This is a genomic window from SAR86 cluster bacterium (assembly GCA_023703535.1).
GTDB lineage: Bacteria > Pseudomonadota > Gammaproteobacteria > Magnimaribacterales > TMED112 > TMED112.
This window is the reverse complement of the sequence record CP097967.1, coordinates 725,569-740,113: the sequence shown is the minus strand read 5'-3', so window position 1 is coordinate 740,113 and position 14,545 is coordinate 725,569. Positions and strand designations below refer to the sequence as shown.

Annotated in this window: 16 protein-coding genes and 1 tRNA gene; 12 read left to right on the top strand and 5 right to left on the bottom strand. The window is 33.4% G+C overall.

Annotated elements, in window-relative coordinates:
• Window positions 1-3: 3 nt before the first annotated feature.
• Window positions 4-525, top strand: coding sequence for a hypothetical protein (locus tag M9B42_03870; GenBank protein ID URQ63915.1), 522 nt, complete (start codon window positions 4-6; stop codon window positions 523-525).
• Here the strand turns inward: M9B42_03870 and M9B42_03865 are convergent.
• The gene (locus M9B42_03865) at window positions 522-1,097 is read right to left on the bottom strand and encodes a pyridoxamine 5'-phosphate oxidase family protein (protein URQ63914.1); all 576 of its coding nucleotides are present in this window, start codon (window positions 1,095-1,097) and stop codon (window positions 522-524) included. The two genes, M9B42_03870 and M9B42_03865, sit on opposite strands and share 4 nt — an antisense overlap.
• Before the next feature lie 62 nt (window positions 1,098-1,159).
• Between M9B42_03865 and M9B42_03860 the strand changes: the two genes are divergently transcribed.
• The 8 genes from M9B42_03860 to M9B42_03825 all read left to right on the top strand — a co-directional run bounded on the left by M9B42_03860 (window position 1,160) and on the right by M9B42_03825 (window position 5,520).
• The gene (locus M9B42_03860; GenBank protein URQ63913.1) at window positions 1,160-2,869 is read left to right on the top strand and encodes an MBL fold metallo-hydrolase; all 1,710 of its coding nucleotides are present in this window, start codon (window positions 1,160-1,162) and stop codon (window positions 2,867-2,869) included.
• Between the two features lie 3 nt (window positions 2,870-2,872).
• A complete protein-coding gene (locus tag M9B42_03855; GenBank protein URQ63912.1) occupies window positions 2,873-3,085 on the top strand; it encodes a hypothetical protein in 213 nt (70 codons plus the stop codon).
• 15 nt (window positions 3,086-3,100) lie between these two features.
• Window positions 3,101-3,185 (top strand) — tRNA-Leu (locus M9B42_03850).
• Between the two features lie 62 nt (window positions 3,186-3,247).
• The gene (locus M9B42_03845; GenBank protein URQ63911.1) at window positions 3,248-3,553 is read left to right on the top strand and encodes a hypothetical protein; all 306 of its coding nucleotides are present in this window, start codon (window positions 3,248-3,250) and stop codon (window positions 3,551-3,553) included.
• Between the two features lie 119 nt (window positions 3,554-3,672).
• A complete protein-coding gene (locus M9B42_03840; GenBank protein URQ63910.1) occupies window positions 3,673-4,281 on the top strand; it encodes an alternative oxidase in 609 nt (202 codons plus the stop codon).
• The gene (locus M9B42_03835; protein URQ63909.1) at window positions 4,278-4,709 is read left to right on the top strand and encodes a pseudoazurin; all 432 of its coding nucleotides are present in this window, start codon (window positions 4,278-4,280) and stop codon (window positions 4,707-4,709) included. Before M9B42_03840 ends, M9B42_03835 begins: the two co-directional genes overlap by 4 nt.
• 6 nt (window positions 4,710-4,715) lie before the next feature.
• Window positions 4,716-4,862: a hypothetical protein gene (locus tag M9B42_03830; protein ID URQ63908.1), complete on the top strand. Its 147-nt coding sequence runs from the start codon at window positions 4,716-4,718 to the stop codon at window positions 4,860-4,862.
• 13 nt (window positions 4,863-4,875) lie between these two features.
• Window positions 4,876-5,520, top strand: coding sequence for a hypothetical protein (locus M9B42_03825; GenBank protein ID URQ63907.1), 645 nt, complete (start codon window positions 4,876-4,878; stop codon window positions 5,518-5,520).
• Here M9B42_03825 and M9B42_03820 read toward each other — a convergent pair.
• Entirely contained in the window at window positions 5,517-6,107 is a 591-nt protein-coding gene (locus M9B42_03820) for a 2-hydroxychromene-2-carboxylate isomerase (GenBank protein ID URQ63906.1), read from the bottom strand. The two genes, M9B42_03825 and M9B42_03820, sit on opposite strands and share 4 nt — an antisense overlap.
• Window positions 6,108-6,148: 41 nt before the next feature.
• Here M9B42_03820 and M9B42_03815 point away from each other — a divergent pair, with 41 nt between their 5' ends.
• Genes M9B42_03815 through M9B42_03805 form a run of 3 tightly spaced genes read left to right on the top strand, consistent with a single transcriptional unit; the run spans window position 6,149 to window position 10,727 of the window.
• On the top strand, window positions 6,149-6,877 hold the full coding sequence (locus M9B42_03815) for an SDR family oxidoreductase (protein URQ63905.1): 729 nt from the start codon (window positions 6,149-6,151) through the stop codon (window positions 6,875-6,877).
• A 37-nt stretch (window positions 6,878-6,914) separates the two neighbouring features.
• Window positions 6,915-10,313 (top strand): indolepyruvate ferredoxin oxidoreductase family protein, encoded by a 3,399-nt coding sequence (locus M9B42_03810; GenBank protein ID URQ63904.1) that lies wholly within the window; start codon window positions 6,915-6,917, stop codon window positions 10,311-10,313.
• Entirely contained in the window at window positions 10,314-10,727 is a 414-nt protein-coding gene (locus M9B42_03805; GenBank protein ID URQ63903.1) for a TIGR01244 family sulfur transferase, read from the top strand.
• Here the strand turns inward: M9B42_03805 and M9B42_03800 are convergent.
• From M9B42_03800 to putA, 3 genes are read right to left on the bottom strand one after another with little or no spacing between them, the layout of a single operon-like run.
• Window positions 10,724-11,017 carry a hypothetical protein gene (locus M9B42_03800; protein ID URQ63902.1) on the bottom strand — a complete coding sequence of 98 codons (294 nt, stop codon included), beginning with the start codon at window positions 11,015-11,017 and terminating at the stop codon, window positions 10,724-10,726. The genes M9B42_03805 and M9B42_03800 overlap by 4 nt on opposite strands.
• Window positions 11,017-11,403: a DUF4345 family protein gene (locus tag M9B42_03795; protein ID URQ63901.1), complete on the bottom strand. Its 387-nt coding sequence runs from the start codon at window positions 11,401-11,403 to the stop codon at window positions 11,017-11,019. Before M9B42_03795 ends, M9B42_03800 begins: the two co-directional genes overlap by 1 nt.
• A complete protein-coding gene (gene putA / locus M9B42_03790) occupies window positions 11,403-14,492 on the bottom strand; it encodes a bifunctional proline dehydrogenase/L-glutamate gamma-semialdehyde dehydrogenase PutA (GenBank protein URQ63900.1) in 3,090 nt (1,029 codons plus the stop codon). The genes M9B42_03795 and putA overlap by 1 nt, the downstream gene beginning before the upstream one ends.
• Window positions 14,493-14,545 lie beyond the last annotated feature (53 nt).

Below are 14,545 nucleotides of genomic sequence, written 5' to 3'. Positions count from 1 at the left end.
AGTATGTTGAGAAAAATTTTAACAATTATATTTTTAGCCACACTAGGTGGATGTAGTTCAAATCCTGTAAGCACTGAAAGGTTAAGTGATTTTGACATACAAGATTACAGCACATTCCAAGTATCAGCTTTTGCTCAATCAGATGATGTAAGAGTAAGTCCATTTACATCTGAGCTTTTAGAAGTAGAGCTATCAGATGAGTTGCAAGCTTTAGGACTGTCTTTGAGCAAAGAAGCTGAAATTGCTTTTAAAATCTCTCTTTCTATTGATGAAGATACTTTTAGAAGCTCAAGGTTTTACGCAAGAAGAGGAGCTTACTATCCATATTACGATCCCTTCTATAATGATTTCTACAACGATCTTGATAGATCATTCCTAAGAGTCACAGCTTATTCTGTAGAAACTGGAAAAACTCTTTGGACTGGTATAAGGCCGATAAAAAATGTAAGAAATGAATTAAGACTCTCTGAAGAAGAAGTGAGCAAATATATAGATAGCTTTATGCTTGAACTGCTCAACAGTTAGGGTACAAGCCAGACACTCTTAACTTCATTCATAGCATTCCAAGAAAACCTACATCTCCTATGTCCACTTCTCTGTAAGTAAAGGAATTCAAGAATATTGTAGTTGAAATTTAATGTACAAAAATTCTCATACCCATCTTCAACATTTATTGATTTGATATCAAAATCTACATCTTTTGGATTTTCAATTTTTGCACTTGAGCCTTCTTTCACGGAATAACATTTTTTTGAAATTGCTTGAGAGGATTCCCAACTTTTCTGTGTATCTTCATTTTGATAATTTATTTTTGTTTCTCCAATAAGTCTTATTTGCACTTTAAGATTGGGATCATAACCAATAACCGTTGTTTTATTATCTTTTTCTAACTCTTTAATCTTGTTTGATCTGAAGTCAGAATGGAATCTTAAGATTCTTTTTTTTTCGTTGAATTCTCTTAAAACCATGACTCGGGATTCGATTTCTCCATCGCACAAAGAACTTAGTACAAGAGTATGAAAAAGTGAATCACGATTTTTTACACCATCTTGCAGAATAAAATTTGCTCTTTCAAGCAGTTCCTCTTTTTTATTCATATCCATGACTTGAGTCTAATTAAATTTGAGATAAACAGAAAGATATAGACTAAAATACCCATATGCAAAATTTAAGGATTTTACTAATCTTATTAGTGCTGTTGTCTTGTTCAAATGAAGAAGAAAAAAGAGACATTTCATCTGTTTCAAGAGGTGAAAATAATGAAGATCTTTCACTTCTCAGTGAAGATTTTCAGGAAAAAATTTATTCTCCATTACCTAATCTGCATGTTGCTGTGGGCTATGGATTGGCGAACAGCATTCTAGTTGTTGGTGATGGTGAAAGTCTGATAATCGACACGATGGGAGGAATAGAAACAGCTAATAGAGTGATAAAAGATATGGGTAATTTTAATCCTAACAAAGAAATTAAAATTGCTTATACCCACTTCCATGCTGACCATACTTTAGGAGCTGGAGCTTTCAAGGAAAATTTCCAAATCAATGGCGTTATTGGTCATAGAGATCTTGAGGCAGAGTTTGAAAATTTTATGGGTATTAAAAGAACATTAATCGGCGAAAGATCACAAAAGATGTTCGGTTTAATTTTAAAAGATAAAAACTTTTCAGATGGAATTGGAATAAAGCTTGAGGCAGGAGTTGATACATCAGGCTATCTGAAACCAGATATAGTATTTGATAAAACACACTCTGAAGAAGTAGGTGGTCTAAAAGTAGATTTCTTTCATGCACCTGGAGAAACGGATGATCAAATTTTTGTTTGGATTGAAGAAATGAAGACATTGTTTTCTGGAGATAATATCTACAAAGCATTTCCAAATATTTATACAATCAGAGGCACGTCTTTTAGAAGTTTTAGATCTTGGTATCAAAGCATAGAAAAAATGATTGCTCTTGAGCCAGAAGTTTTAGTGCCAAGTCACGGCGTCCCCATAATAGGTAAAGAAAATATTCTCGAAATTCTTAAAAACTATAGAGATGCAATTAAGTATGTGCATGATCAGACCATGCGTAAACTTAATCTTGGAGGCAACCCAATAGATGTTGCGCAATCAATTAAATTGCCAAAAAGCTTAAGAGAAAACCCTTATTTATTTGAACTATATGGCTCAGTAGAATGGAGTTCAAGAAATCTATTTAATGGCTATTTTGGATGGTTTGACGGTAATCCCTCTAATTTACATCCTTTGGAAAAAAAAGAATTTTCATCAAGGCTTAGAGGGCTAATTTCTGATGAAAAATTACTTGAAGAAATTAAAGGTTCTTTTGAGAAAAAAGATTATCAATGGACGCTTTTTTTAACTGATTTATTTTCTGAGGAAAATATAGAGGTAAGAAATCTTAGAGCGGAAACTCTTAGAATCTTGGGAGAAGAGGCTTATAACCCTAATGCAAAAAGCTACTATCTTAGTGAATATGCGGCAATATCTGATATAGAGACAAGTAAAGGATTTGTGACTGCTGAATCAAGCATTACAGATAAGATGCTTCGCGAACTTAGTATTTTAATGTTTTTAGATATTATGGCTATACGTCTTGATCCAAAGGACACCGAGGAGCTAAGTGAAACTGTGAAAATTAAATTTAATGACCTAAATGAGATTTGGGAACTAAGATTACATAATTCAGTGCTGACCTATAAAGTAGTTGAAACTCTTGATGATATAGATATTGAGATGGAATCGCTGACGTTTAAAAAACTTTTAACACAAAAATTAAATCCTGTTGTAGATATTTTGTTGTCTAGCAGCTTAGCAACAGGAGAAAATAAAGCAGGCTTTCTAGGATTTGTTGCAAGGTTCAGAAATTAAATGATGGATAAGATTCTAAATGAGACTTTTTACAAAGTTTTCTTAATTGTTTGTTTAGTTCCAGCTGTAATATTAATCGGTAAAGCATTTTTACTTGTTTCACCTGTTATTTTTTGGATTCTCTCATATATGGCTTTTAAAAAAGGAAGCCAAAAGGAAGCAATTATGTGGTTAATTTTTGCTGTTTTAGGTTTAATCCTAGCTTTTGTCATATAAAATAACGTTTCAGCTGGGGATGTGGTGGAACTGGCAGACACGCTGGATTTAGGTTCCAGTGCCGTAAGGCGTGGGGGTTCGACTCCCTCCATCCCTACCATTTTTATTAGAAACTTAATTTAATTTAACAAATTATTTGTTACTCTTTCTTTAGGAGGAAATATGTACGTAAAACTTACACAAAAATGTGATTCATTTGCGAAATGGATGGAAATGGCGCTTGAAAATGGCCACCGTCTTCAAAAACACGGTGGAACAATTATCTTTGCCGGAACTGAGAAGGATGATGATACAAGTATGTTTGCCATTATCCATTATCAGAGCATGGAAGGTCTTAAATCTTTCAAAGAGGATCAGGAGTTTACAGATATTAGAGCAGCAGCAGGAGCACATGTTGAGACTACAGAAGCAACAATTCTAAACGAAAATCCTTTGGTTAATTTTCCAGAGATTAATAAGAATCCATAAAATGTTGGAGGAATTAAATCCTCCTGCATTTTTCTAAGAACATCTTTAGCAAACTCCTTACCAAAACCTTGTTTAAGTATAAATAATTCATATAATAGCTTATAAATAAATCTTATATTATGAATATATTTGAAAATAATTCCCTACATACACTTTCTGATAGGTTTGCCTATTCAATGACCATTTTCTTTAGGTTCATAGCAGATACTTTTTTTGCAAAAAGATATGGCCACAGAGCAGTAGTGCTCGAAACTATTGCAGGTGTTCCTGGTATGGTCGCAGGGATGTGGATGCACTTTAAAAGCTTAAGATCAATGAAAGCAGGCTATGGCAAACACATAAGAGAAATGTTAGCAGAGGCAGAAAATGAAAGAATGCATTTAATGTTCTTTATTGAAATTGCTAAACCGAATATATTCGAGAGAAGTCTAGTATTATTTTCACAGTTTTTGTTTGGCGCATTTTACTTCTTTATGTATGTTTTCTTCACTAAAACAGCTCATAGAATGATAGGTTTTTTTGAAGATGAAGCTGTCAAAAGTTATACAGAATACTTAAAGATGATTGAAGATGGTGAAATTGAAAATGTAAAAGCCCCACAAATAGCAATTGAATACTACGATTTGAAAAGCAATGCTCGACTAATAGATCTTGTTAAATGTGTAAAGGCAGATGAAGAGCATCACAGTGAAGTTAATCATAAATATGCAGATGAGGAGATAGGATGAAGAAAATATTTATAGGCTTAATAATGGGAGTGGCATTAAATCTTAGTGCTGCCGAACATGAAGTGAAAATGCTAAATTTTGGTGATGGCGGATCAATGATCTTTGAGCCAGGATTTTTAAAAGTTAATAAAGGAGATACTATCCATTTTAAATCTGTTGATTTAGCACACAACTCAGAATCAGTAGAAGGGCTCATTCCTGCTGGAGCTAGTCCATGGAAAGGTGAAATTAATGAAAACATTAGCGTTACTTTAAATGAAGAGGGAGTATATGTTTATCAATGTACACCTCATCTAATCTTAGGAATGATTGGAGTAATACAAGTAGGTGAAGCGGTAAATTTAAATGAAGTCAAAGCTAATGTTGGAAAGCTAACATTTGCTGTAAATCCCGAAAGGTTATCAAACTATCTAAATCTAGTAGAATAATTTCTGATGGATAATAAAGATTTAGAAAAGTTAACAGAGCATTTTTTTGAAAAGTGCCCAACAGAGGCGCGAAATTTTTTTCATCAAATCTTAGATAAGCTTGAGAAAATAGAGGATAAAATAAGTGCTTTAGAGAATAAAACTTCCAAATAATTCAATTAAATTTATGAAAATATTAGTTGCTGGCTCAACTGGACTCGTTGGCAAAACACTCATTACTGATTTCCTCCAAGAGCATGAAGTAATTGCAATTTCAAGAAGACCTTTCAAATTTCCAAACAATGTTAAGCAAGAGCTTATAGATTTCAATAAAGATTTCAGTTTAAAACCTGCAGAACATTTCTTTATATGCTTGGGATACCCATTGGAGCTTTTAGATCTTATTTATATGCGCGATAAAATTAAGCCTAAATTTGAAGAAGTTGATTTTGGATTAGTCATCAAACTAGCTAAAATGGCGCTTGATACCGGAATAAAAGATATATCTGTAATTTCTTCGGTAATGGCAGATAAAAACTCGCTTAATCACTATCTAAAGATAAAAGGGGAGATGGAAGAAGAAATTAAAAAGTTATCATTTAATAAAATTAATATATTTAGACCAAGTCATCTTTTAGGAGAAAGGGAGAATAAAATTGGCCTAGATGTTCAAATTTTTGAGAAAGTAACAAATATCTTTGGGCAAGTGCTGCCATCACAGCTAAAGGATTTTAAAAATGTTGAAGCGAGGACTCTTGCAAAAAATATGGTAACTGAGGCATTCAATAATAAAACTGGTGTGAGTTACTTTTCACATAAGGATTTTAATTAAAGAAAGTCTGGCATTTCTCTAAATGCTTCCTTACCAAAAAACATTTCCTTCCCAACAAAAAAAGTTGGAACTCCAAAAGCACCCATTTCGTATGCTTTAGATGTATTGTCTATAAGCTTTTGTTTAATTTCAGGAGTTGCGGCTTGTTCTAAAATTTCTTCACCGTTGATTTTATTCTGCAATAAATAACTCTTTAAAATTTCAATGTCATTGAAATTTTTCTCTTCTTCCCACATTCCTTTGGCTATACAGTCTACATATTCTGCAAAATTCCCTCTCTCTTGTGCTGCTAAAGCCCCTCTTTGAATAATCAAAGTATTTATTGGGAAGTGAGGATTCATTTTAAAGTTTATTAATTGATGGAATTTTGCAAATCTTGTGATCTCTTGGCCAAAGTAATTATATTTGAGAGGTATTTCTGCATTAGCAATCATAGGAGGTTTATTATTTGATAATTTAAAAATACCTCCTAGCAAACAAACAAAATAATCAAATTTGACATCATATTTTTTCTCAAAATCAGGAATTACTTTATGAGATAAATATGCATTTGGACTTGCGATATCAAAAATGAATTTTATTTGCATTCTCTCATTCTAACCTTATTGATATAATTCAAATACAATTCATGAAAGATAAAATAGTTTTAATTATCGGAGCTGGTCCAGGATTAGGCTCATCTCTAGCACAAAAATTCTCACAATCTGGATATCATGTTTTTGCATCTAGAAGAGAAAGAAATAAGAAAGATCTTCAAAATCTTGCAAAAGGCATAAATAAAAAAGGCTTTAAATGCACACCATACCCAATGGATGCAAGAAATGAAGCAGAAATTCAAGAACTCTTCAAAACTGCAGCCAAACAGGGAAAAATTGAATGTGTAATTTTCAACATTGGTGCGAATGTATTTTTTCCTATAAGCAAAACAACTTCTAGAGTTTTTAAAAAAGTTTGGGAAATGGCTACATTTGCAGGTTTTCTAACAGGAAAAGAAGCAGCTAAATATATGTTGAAAAATAAAAAGGGAACAATTATTTTTACAGGAGCAACAGCATCGATGAGAGGCAGTTCTGGATTCAGTGCTTTCGCATCAGCAAAATTTGGATTAAGAGCAGTTGCTCAATCAATGGCAAGAGAACTTGGTCCTAAAGGGATTCATGTTGCTCATACAGTTATTGACGGAGCAATTGATCATCCTTGGATTAAAGAGAACTTTCCAGATATTTATAAATTGAAGAAAAAAGATGGAATTTTAAAACCAGATGAAATTGCTCAGGTTTATCTTGATTTGCATAATCAAAAAAGGTCTGTTTGGACACATGAAATTGATCTTAGACCTTACATGGAAAAATTCTAAAACTGTTATAATAATGATTTAAAAATAAGAGGCTATTTTGAGCAAGGGTATATCTTTAGATGATAAATATAGAAAAAGAGATGGCACTGTATTTCTTACAGGAATACAGGCACTCGTCAGGCTACCTCTTATTCAAAAAGAACTAGATATTCAAAGAAATCTAGATACTGGTGGGTTTATTTCTGGTTACAAAGGCTCACCTCTTGGTGGTTATGATTTAGAGTTGCACCGTGCAAAAAAATTTCTAGATCAAAATGATATCGTCCATCAACCTGGTCTAAATGAAGAATTAGGTGCAACCGCCGTTTGGGGCTCACAACAGGGAGAATTTCATGGAAGAGGAGTTAAAGATGGTGTATTCGGAATCTGGTATGGAAAAGGTCCGGGCATGGATCGTTCTATGGATGTTTTTAAACATGCAAACGCAGCAGGATCCTCAAAATTTGGTGGAGTGCTAGCAGTTGCTGGAGATGATCATGCAGCTAAGTCCTCAACATTACCTCATCAATCAGATCACAACTTTATGAGTGCTTTCATGCCTTATTTATATCCAAGTGGAGTCAGTGAAATCGTAAGGTTTGGTTTATTAGGTTTTGCAATGAGCAGATATAGTGGCTGTTGGGTAGGTTTAAAAATCGTATCCGACGTAGCAGATTCTGGTAGGACTTATGATACTTCGATAGAAAACGAAGAGATCATTGTGCCTAGCGGTGCATTTTTAGGAGAATACAAAGACTTACCAAGAAATATCCTCTTCTCAGATACTCCCAGAGAGCAAGATTTTAGACTGCAGAGGGCAAAAGGTTTTGCTGCACAAGAATTCGTTAGGGCGAATCAAATTGATAAAGTAATTTGGAAGAACAACAATGCAAAACTTGGAATAATTTCTGCAGGTAAATCATATAATGATGTTCTTGAAGCCTTCAGATGGCTTGGAATAGACGAAGAAAAAGCAAAAAGTATGGGCATTGCTTTATATAAAGTTGGAATGCCATGGCCTCTTGAGCCACAAGGTATAAGAGAATTTTGTAGAGGTCTTGATACTGTTCTAGTTGTTGAAGAGAAAAGAGAATTAATTGAACACCAGGTAAAATGGCAGCTATACAATTGGAAAGAAAACGTAAGACCAACAGTTATTGGAAAACAAGATGAAAATGGAAAGTGGTTACTGCCTGCAGAAAATGACCTTCCAATGCAAACAATAATTGAAGTTATTGCTGAAAGAATTTCGAAATTTAACAGTGATAGTGCTGTTATTAATCAGCTTGATTGGTTTCAAAAACGAAATAAGTCACAAGAAAATATAAATGCTCCACTAAATCGAAAACCATTCTTTTGCTCTGGTTGCCCTCACAACACTTCATTAATGGTTCCTGAGGGAAAACGTGCATTAGGTGGAATTGGGTGTCATTACATGGCAGTAAATACTGTGAAAGGGACAGAATTTTTTACTCAGATGGGAGGTGAGGGAACACCTTGGATAGGAATATCACCCTTTTCAAAAGAAAAACATATTTATGCAAATCTTGGTGATGGAACTTACAAACATTCGGGTATTTTAGCAATTAGAGCTGCTCTTGATGCTGAAGTTAATATCACATATAAAATTCTCTATAACGATGCTGTTGCAATGACAGGAGGCCAAGAAATTGGGGATAATTGGAATGTCGATGGAATTATTAAGCAAGTTTTAGCTGAAGGTGTAAAGAAGATTTCAGTTCTCTCGCAAGATCCAAAAAAGTATAAGTATTTATCATCAAAATACGTGAAGAGTGTCCATCGCGATCACATTATTAGTGAACAGGTAAACCTTAGCAAACATAAGGGTGTAAGTGTTTTAATATTTGATCAAACATGTGCAGCTGAAAAAAGAAGAAGAAGAAAAAGAGGCCAAATGCATGATCCTCTGCAAAGAATAATGATAAACCCAGATGTGTGTGAGGGATGTGGAGATTGCTCAATGCAATCCAGCTGTGTATCAATTGAGCCACTTGAAACAAAACTTGGAAGAAAAAGAAAAATTAATCAATCCACTTGTAACAAAGATTACACATGTCTTAAAGGTTTCTGTCCATCTTTTGTCTCTGTAGACGCTCAACTTCAAGCAAGAACAACATCACATAAAATAGATGGACTTCCAGATCCAAAACATAAAGTTTCTGATGGTGTTTCCAATATTATTCTTACTGGAATTGGGGGAACTGGTGTTTTAACAGTATCGGCAATAACAGCTATGGCTGCTCATTATGAGGGTAAAGAATCAACAATATTAGATATGACAGGACTAGCTCAGAAAGGGGGAGCAGTTTGGTCTCACATAAAAATCTATGAAAAGAATGTAAAAACATTTAGTCATAAAATTGCACCTGCCTCAGCTAACCTTTTCTTAGCATGTGATGCAGTGGTCGGAACAAAGCCAGAAATTCAAGAAGTTTTATCTGATAAAAAAACATATTCGATTATTAATTCAGATACTATTCCAGTTGCTGATTTTGTAACCAATAGAGATTTAGATTTTAAGGATGATGAAGTTTTAAAAGTAATTGATAAAACTACTAAAGATATTGATATCACAGTACCAGCAATTAAGATTGCAGAAAATTTATGTGGCGATGCAATTGCAGCGAATATTATGATGCTTGGCGCAGCTTATCAGCTTGGTCATATTCCACTAAAAGAAGAGAGTATTAAATATGCTATTAAGTTAAATGGCATTGGTGTAGAAAAAAATATCTATAGTTTTAATCTCGGAAGACTTTATGCATTCAATCCAAAAGATAAGATTTTTAAATTCTTAAATTCATTTAAAGAGAAAGAACAAACCACCGAGAGTGTTCTTAAGGACAGACTTGAAAGGCTAGCTATTTACGATAAAAAAGAAATAGATTTCTTCAATAGCAAAGTTAATTTTACGAAAGACTTAATTAAAAATGAATTAGAAACAGAAGAGCTATTAAAGAAAACCATAAAAGAAATTTACCGTGTTATTGCAGTTAAAGATGAGTATGAAGTTGCAAGAATGCATCTTGAAACATCAAAAGAAATGGTGAGCAAACAATTTGGTGAGTGGAAAAATTTAGGTTTTTATCTATCGCCACCTTTTATGTCATTTATTAAAGACAAAAGAACTGGTCGACCACTTAAAATTAAAATTCCAGGTACTTTCGCAATACCGATGTTTAAACTTCTCAAAAGCTTTAAGTTCCTAAGAGGAAGCTTTTTTGATCCTTTCCAAATTACACATGATAGAAGAAGGGATAATGCACACAGAAAAATATTTTTTAGTGAGTTAGACAAAATTACCAAAACTCCATCAGGTCTGAGGGGAAAATATCTTGAGGCACTAGTTGATAGCTCAAGTTCTGTAAGGGGTTATGGGCCAGTAAAAGATGAATCTTTTCAAGCTTTTAAAAATGCAATTAAGGGAGATAAGTGATTGCATAAAGTAGAAGAAAAATTTTTTGTATCTGGCCAAATTTTTTCAAGCGATATAAAAAATCTAAAAGAACAAGGCTTTCAGACTATTGTTTGTAATAGACCTAATGGAGAAGAAGAGAGCCAACCTATCTATGAAGAAATAGAGAAAACGTGCAAAGAAAATGATATCAAATGCTTTTTTATTCCAATTTCACCAGGTGAAATAGATCCAGCAAAAGTTTTTGAACTTAATTCTATTATTCAGGAAGAAAAAAAGACTTTGGCTTATTGCAGAACTGGAAATAGAAGTATTACTCAATGGGCTTTTGCAAATGCAAAAGATCTTGATGCCAAAATAATATTAGATAAGTGCAAAAGCGCCGGGTTTGATTTAAGCAATCTTCAAGAAGTTCTATTAGCAATCAAAGGTTAGTGTCTCTTTGAAATTGATAAATATAACCAGACTAATGGAATTATTATTAAGCATCCTGCTGTTATATTTATTGTAAGAAGAAGAGGAAAATCAACTATTGCGCCTAGAAAGTCAGATAAAGTGTTTCCTAGAAGTGCTCCATAAATGGCTCCATGTATTCCGCTCCCTCGAAAATATCTATCAATATCAATGCCAAGGAGAGTTGAAAATCCAAGAACGCCGTTATCAATCAGACCATAAACTATTCCATCATAGTTATATTCTGAAAAAAACTGAATGAGACCATCCATTAAAAAATCCTATTTCTCAATTTCCTTAAAGCACTAACCAAAAATACAAAATATACAATCTCAAAAGCTGTGAAGTACCCTATAAATGGAGAAGTATATTCTCCATAGATAAGTGAGATAATTCTTCCTAAAAGTATTCCTGATATTAAAAATAATAAAATAGTAAAGAAAGTTTTTTCATTTCTAGAATTTATCAAAGCAACGAAAGCTGAGATACCAACTAAAAAATTTATACCGCCATATACAGCTCTAATTTCAGCGGAGCCCAAGTCAGTATTAATTGTTAGACCCACTGCAGTTACGTAACTACTTGGATCAAAAAGGGCCCATCCTCCCAAGTATCCATAAGTTGCTGCAGTAAAACCAAGAAAAATCTTATTAATCATTACATTGCATTTTTATTTAGTAATTCTATATTACCACCAGTAGCCATAACATTGTCAGTATAAGTTTTTTCAGTAACGAAATTATAAAGGTAGCCTGGTCCTCCAGCCTTTGGACCTGTACCACTTAAACCTTGACCACCAAAAGGCTGCACTCCAACAACAGCTCCAACAATATCCCGATTAAAATAAAAATTTCCGACATTTGCTGCCTCAAATATTCTTCTAGCCTTACTTACAATTCTGGAGTGAACACCCATTGTTAGCCCATAGCCCGTATCATTAATCTCATCGATGACTTGTTGCAAGTTTTCATTTTTATATCGTATAAAGTGAAGGATTGGTCCAAAATTTTCCTCATCAATTTGATTAATGCTGTCTATTTCAAAAACAATCGGTGCGATAAATAAATTACCTTTATCTTGTTTATGATGATGTTCAATAGCTCTTTTCGCTGATTTTTTCAAAGCTGATATATGTTTCAACAATCTATCTTTCGAATTTTTGTTAATAATGGGACCAATATCAACTTTTGGTAGATTTGGATCTCCAATAGTATATTCTTGCAATGCCTCATTAAGATAATCCCAATATTCGTCAGCAATTTCATTTTGAACATACAAAACTCTCAATGCACTACATCTTTGACCAGCACTCAAAAATGCTGATCTGATAACATCATCTATAACTTGCTCCTTGAGGGAAGATGAATCAACGATCATTGCATTCTGACCACCTGTTTCTGCAATAAGACTTTTTATAGGACCATTTGAGTCAGCAAGATTCTTATTTATTTGCTTTGCAGCAAAACTTGACCCTGTAAAAGCAACACCGGCAATAAGAGGGTTTTTAGTTAATTCATTGCCAATTTTTTTGTCACCAAGTACTAGTTTTAATGCTGATTTCGGCACACCAGATTCATGGAAGATTTTTACAACTTCACACCCAATGATAGAAGTATCTTCAGCAGGTTTTGCAATAACATTATTTCCTGTTACTAGCGCTGCTGTAATTTGCCCCACAAATATTGCTAAGGGAAAATTCCATGGACTTATACAGAGGAATGTCCCTTTAGGGGCGTGTTCAAGATAGTTTTCTTCACCTGAAGGACCAGGCATTCTTTTTCTTTTGAAGATTTTTTTTGCCTGGGCATTGTAGTAATTAATAAAATCAATTGCCTCTCTTAATTCTGCGTCGCAATCTTTCAATGTTTTTCCAGCCTCATTTATCAAAAGATGGAAAAGCATTGCCCTATTGTTAGATAGCAACTCTCCAACCTTTGACAAAATCTCAATTCTTTTTTTCAAAGAAGTTTTGGACCAATCAGAATTATCAAAATCTTCAAAAACATGCTTAATTTCTTTTGTTTTTAAGTACGTAACTGAACCAATTTCTTTTTTTAATTCATGAGGAGAAAGTCTTTTGATAGACTCCCCAGTAAATTCATGATTACCTAAAATTGAGCTAGCTTTATAATCACGCTTTCTCATATTTTTAACATCATTTTGCAGTGTTTTAATTTCATAAAGATCGCCAAAATCAAAACCTAAAGAATTTTCTCTTCCTTTAAAAATTTCTTTCGGTCTTTTTACGTTATTAAGGAAAGTTTTATTTATTAACTGATCTTTGCAATTGAGAAGGGGATTTTTTACAACTTCAGTAATAGGAATTTTCTTATCTAAATACTTATTTACAAATGAATTATTTGCTCCATTCTCAATCAACCTTCTAACAAGATAAGGCAGCAATTCTTTCTTAGAGCCAACAGGAGCATATATTCTTGTTGTTGGGAAATCTTTAAAGCATTTTTTAGCGTTTGTATAAACTAGATCGCCCATTCCAAATATTCTTTGAAACTCGATTTTTTCTTCCTGCCCTTTAAAAATGCTCATTATTGCAGCTATCGTATGAGCATTGTGAGTAGCAAAATAAGGCTTGAGATTTTTACTTTCCGAAATAACTTTAGCTGTGTGTAAATAATTCAAATCAGTGAAGGATTTTGCAGTAAAAACAGGCAAATCAATTGAACCTTTTGTTTGATGAATTTTGACTTCTTGATCCCAGTAAGCACCTTTTACTAATCGCATCATGAGTCCATTTCTTCGGCCTCCAAGATAATCAATGAATTTCACTACAGAGGAGGATCTTCTTCCGTAACCTTGAATTGCTAAACCTAATCCACCCCAATCTTTAAGCTTTTTATTTTCTGCAAGCTTTTCAATAATTTTTAGACTAAGTTCAAGTCTATCTTGTTCTTCAGCATCTATTGTTAAAGCAATATCTTGATTAGCTGCTTGTAAAGATAGTTCATAAACACTTTCATAAAGTTCGTTCATAACTCTTTCCTCTTTTAATGCCTCATAACGAGGATGTAATGCAGAGAGTTTTATAGAAATTTCATGAAAGGATTTAGACAGAAGAGCATTTTTTTCTCCAACACACCTAATTGCATTTTCATAGGCCTCAAAAAAGAAATCTACATCAGATTTAGTTCGAGCTGCTTCACCGAGCATATCAAAAGAGCATGGAGTATTTGGTGAATCAAACTTTGTTAATGCTTTTTCAATACTTGTTCCTGAAACAAATTCTTCACTCAAAATATCCATACCTTTTTTAATTGCTTCTCTTAAAACTGGTTCTCCAATTTTTGAAGTCATGCCGGACAGCCAACTAATTGGATTTGAGCCAATTTTTGGATCTAGTTCTACAACTTGTTCAGCCAAAAAAAGACCAAATGTAGTCGCGTTCACAAAAAGAGATGGAGAATTATTTAAATGATTCAGCCAGCTTTTGCCGCCTATTTTTTCTTCAATAATCTCATCACATGTAGAATTATCTGGAATCCGAAGAAGTGACTCAGCTAAGCACATTAGAGCAACACCCTCCTGATTGCTTAATCCGTATTCAAGAAAAAAATTATCAAGCTTTGTCTTATTTCTATCGCTTCTGCACTTTTCAACAATAGATTCAGCATTAATTGAAATCTCTTCATCATTCAACCAATTACTTTCATTGATGATTTTTTCAATCAATTTTTCTTCATCAAAATACTTCAAGCTTTGAAGTTCTTTATAATATTTATCGCTTGACATAGCAGGGATATTTTAACTTTTCTTCTTGAAAAATGTTAGCAGGGATATTTTAA

Excerpts from the sequence above, each read along its gene's own strand:
- M9B42_03855 (URQ63912.1), top strand. The coding sequence starts at position 2,873 with ATGGATAAGATTCTAAATGAGACTTTTTACAAAGTTTTCTTAATTGTT.
- M9B42_03795 (URQ63901.1), bottom strand. The coding sequence starts at position 11,403 with ATGATTAATAAGATTTTTCTTGGTTTTACTGCAGCAACTTATGGATAC.
- M9B42_03840 (URQ63910.1), top strand. The coding sequence starts at position 3,673 with ATGAATATATTTGAAAATAATTCCCTACATACACTTTCTGATAGGTTT.
- putA (URQ63900.1), bottom strand. The coding sequence starts at position 14,492 with ATGTCAAGCGATAAATATTATAAAGAACTTCAAAGCTTGAAGTATTTT.
- M9B42_03815 (URQ63905.1), top strand. The coding sequence starts at position 6,149 with ATGAAAGATAAAATAGTTTTAATTATCGGAGCTGGTCCAGGATTAGGC.
- M9B42_03845 (URQ63911.1), top strand. The coding sequence starts at position 3,248 with ATGTACGTAAAACTTACACAAAAATGTGATTCATTTGCGAAATGGATG.
- M9B42_03835 (URQ63909.1), top strand. The coding sequence starts at position 4,278 with ATGAAGAAAATATTTATAGGCTTAATAATGGGAGTGGCATTAAATCTT.
- M9B42_03865 (URQ63914.1), bottom strand. The coding sequence starts at position 1,097 with ATGAATAAAAAAGAGGAACTGCTTGAAAGAGCAAATTTTATTCTGCAA.
- M9B42_03860 (URQ63913.1), top strand. The coding sequence starts at position 1,160 with ATGCAAAATTTAAGGATTTTACTAATCTTATTAGTGCTGTTGTCTTGT.
- M9B42_03800 (URQ63902.1), bottom strand. The coding sequence starts at position 11,017 with ATGGATGGTCTCATTCAGTTTTTTTCAGAATATAACTATGATGGAATA.
- M9B42_03825 (URQ63907.1), top strand. The coding sequence starts at position 4,876 with ATGAAAATATTAGTTGCTGGCTCAACTGGACTCGTTGGCAAAACACTC.
- M9B42_03870 (URQ63915.1), top strand. The coding sequence starts at position 4 with ATGTTGAGAAAAATTTTAACAATTATATTTTTAGCCACACTAGGTGGA.
- M9B42_03830 (URQ63908.1), top strand. The coding sequence starts at position 4,716 with ATGGATAATAAAGATTTAGAAAAGTTAACAGAGCATTTTTTTGAAAAG.
- M9B42_03820 (URQ63906.1), bottom strand. The coding sequence starts at position 6,107 with ATGCAAATAAAATTCATTTTTGATATCGCAAGTCCAAATGCATATTTA.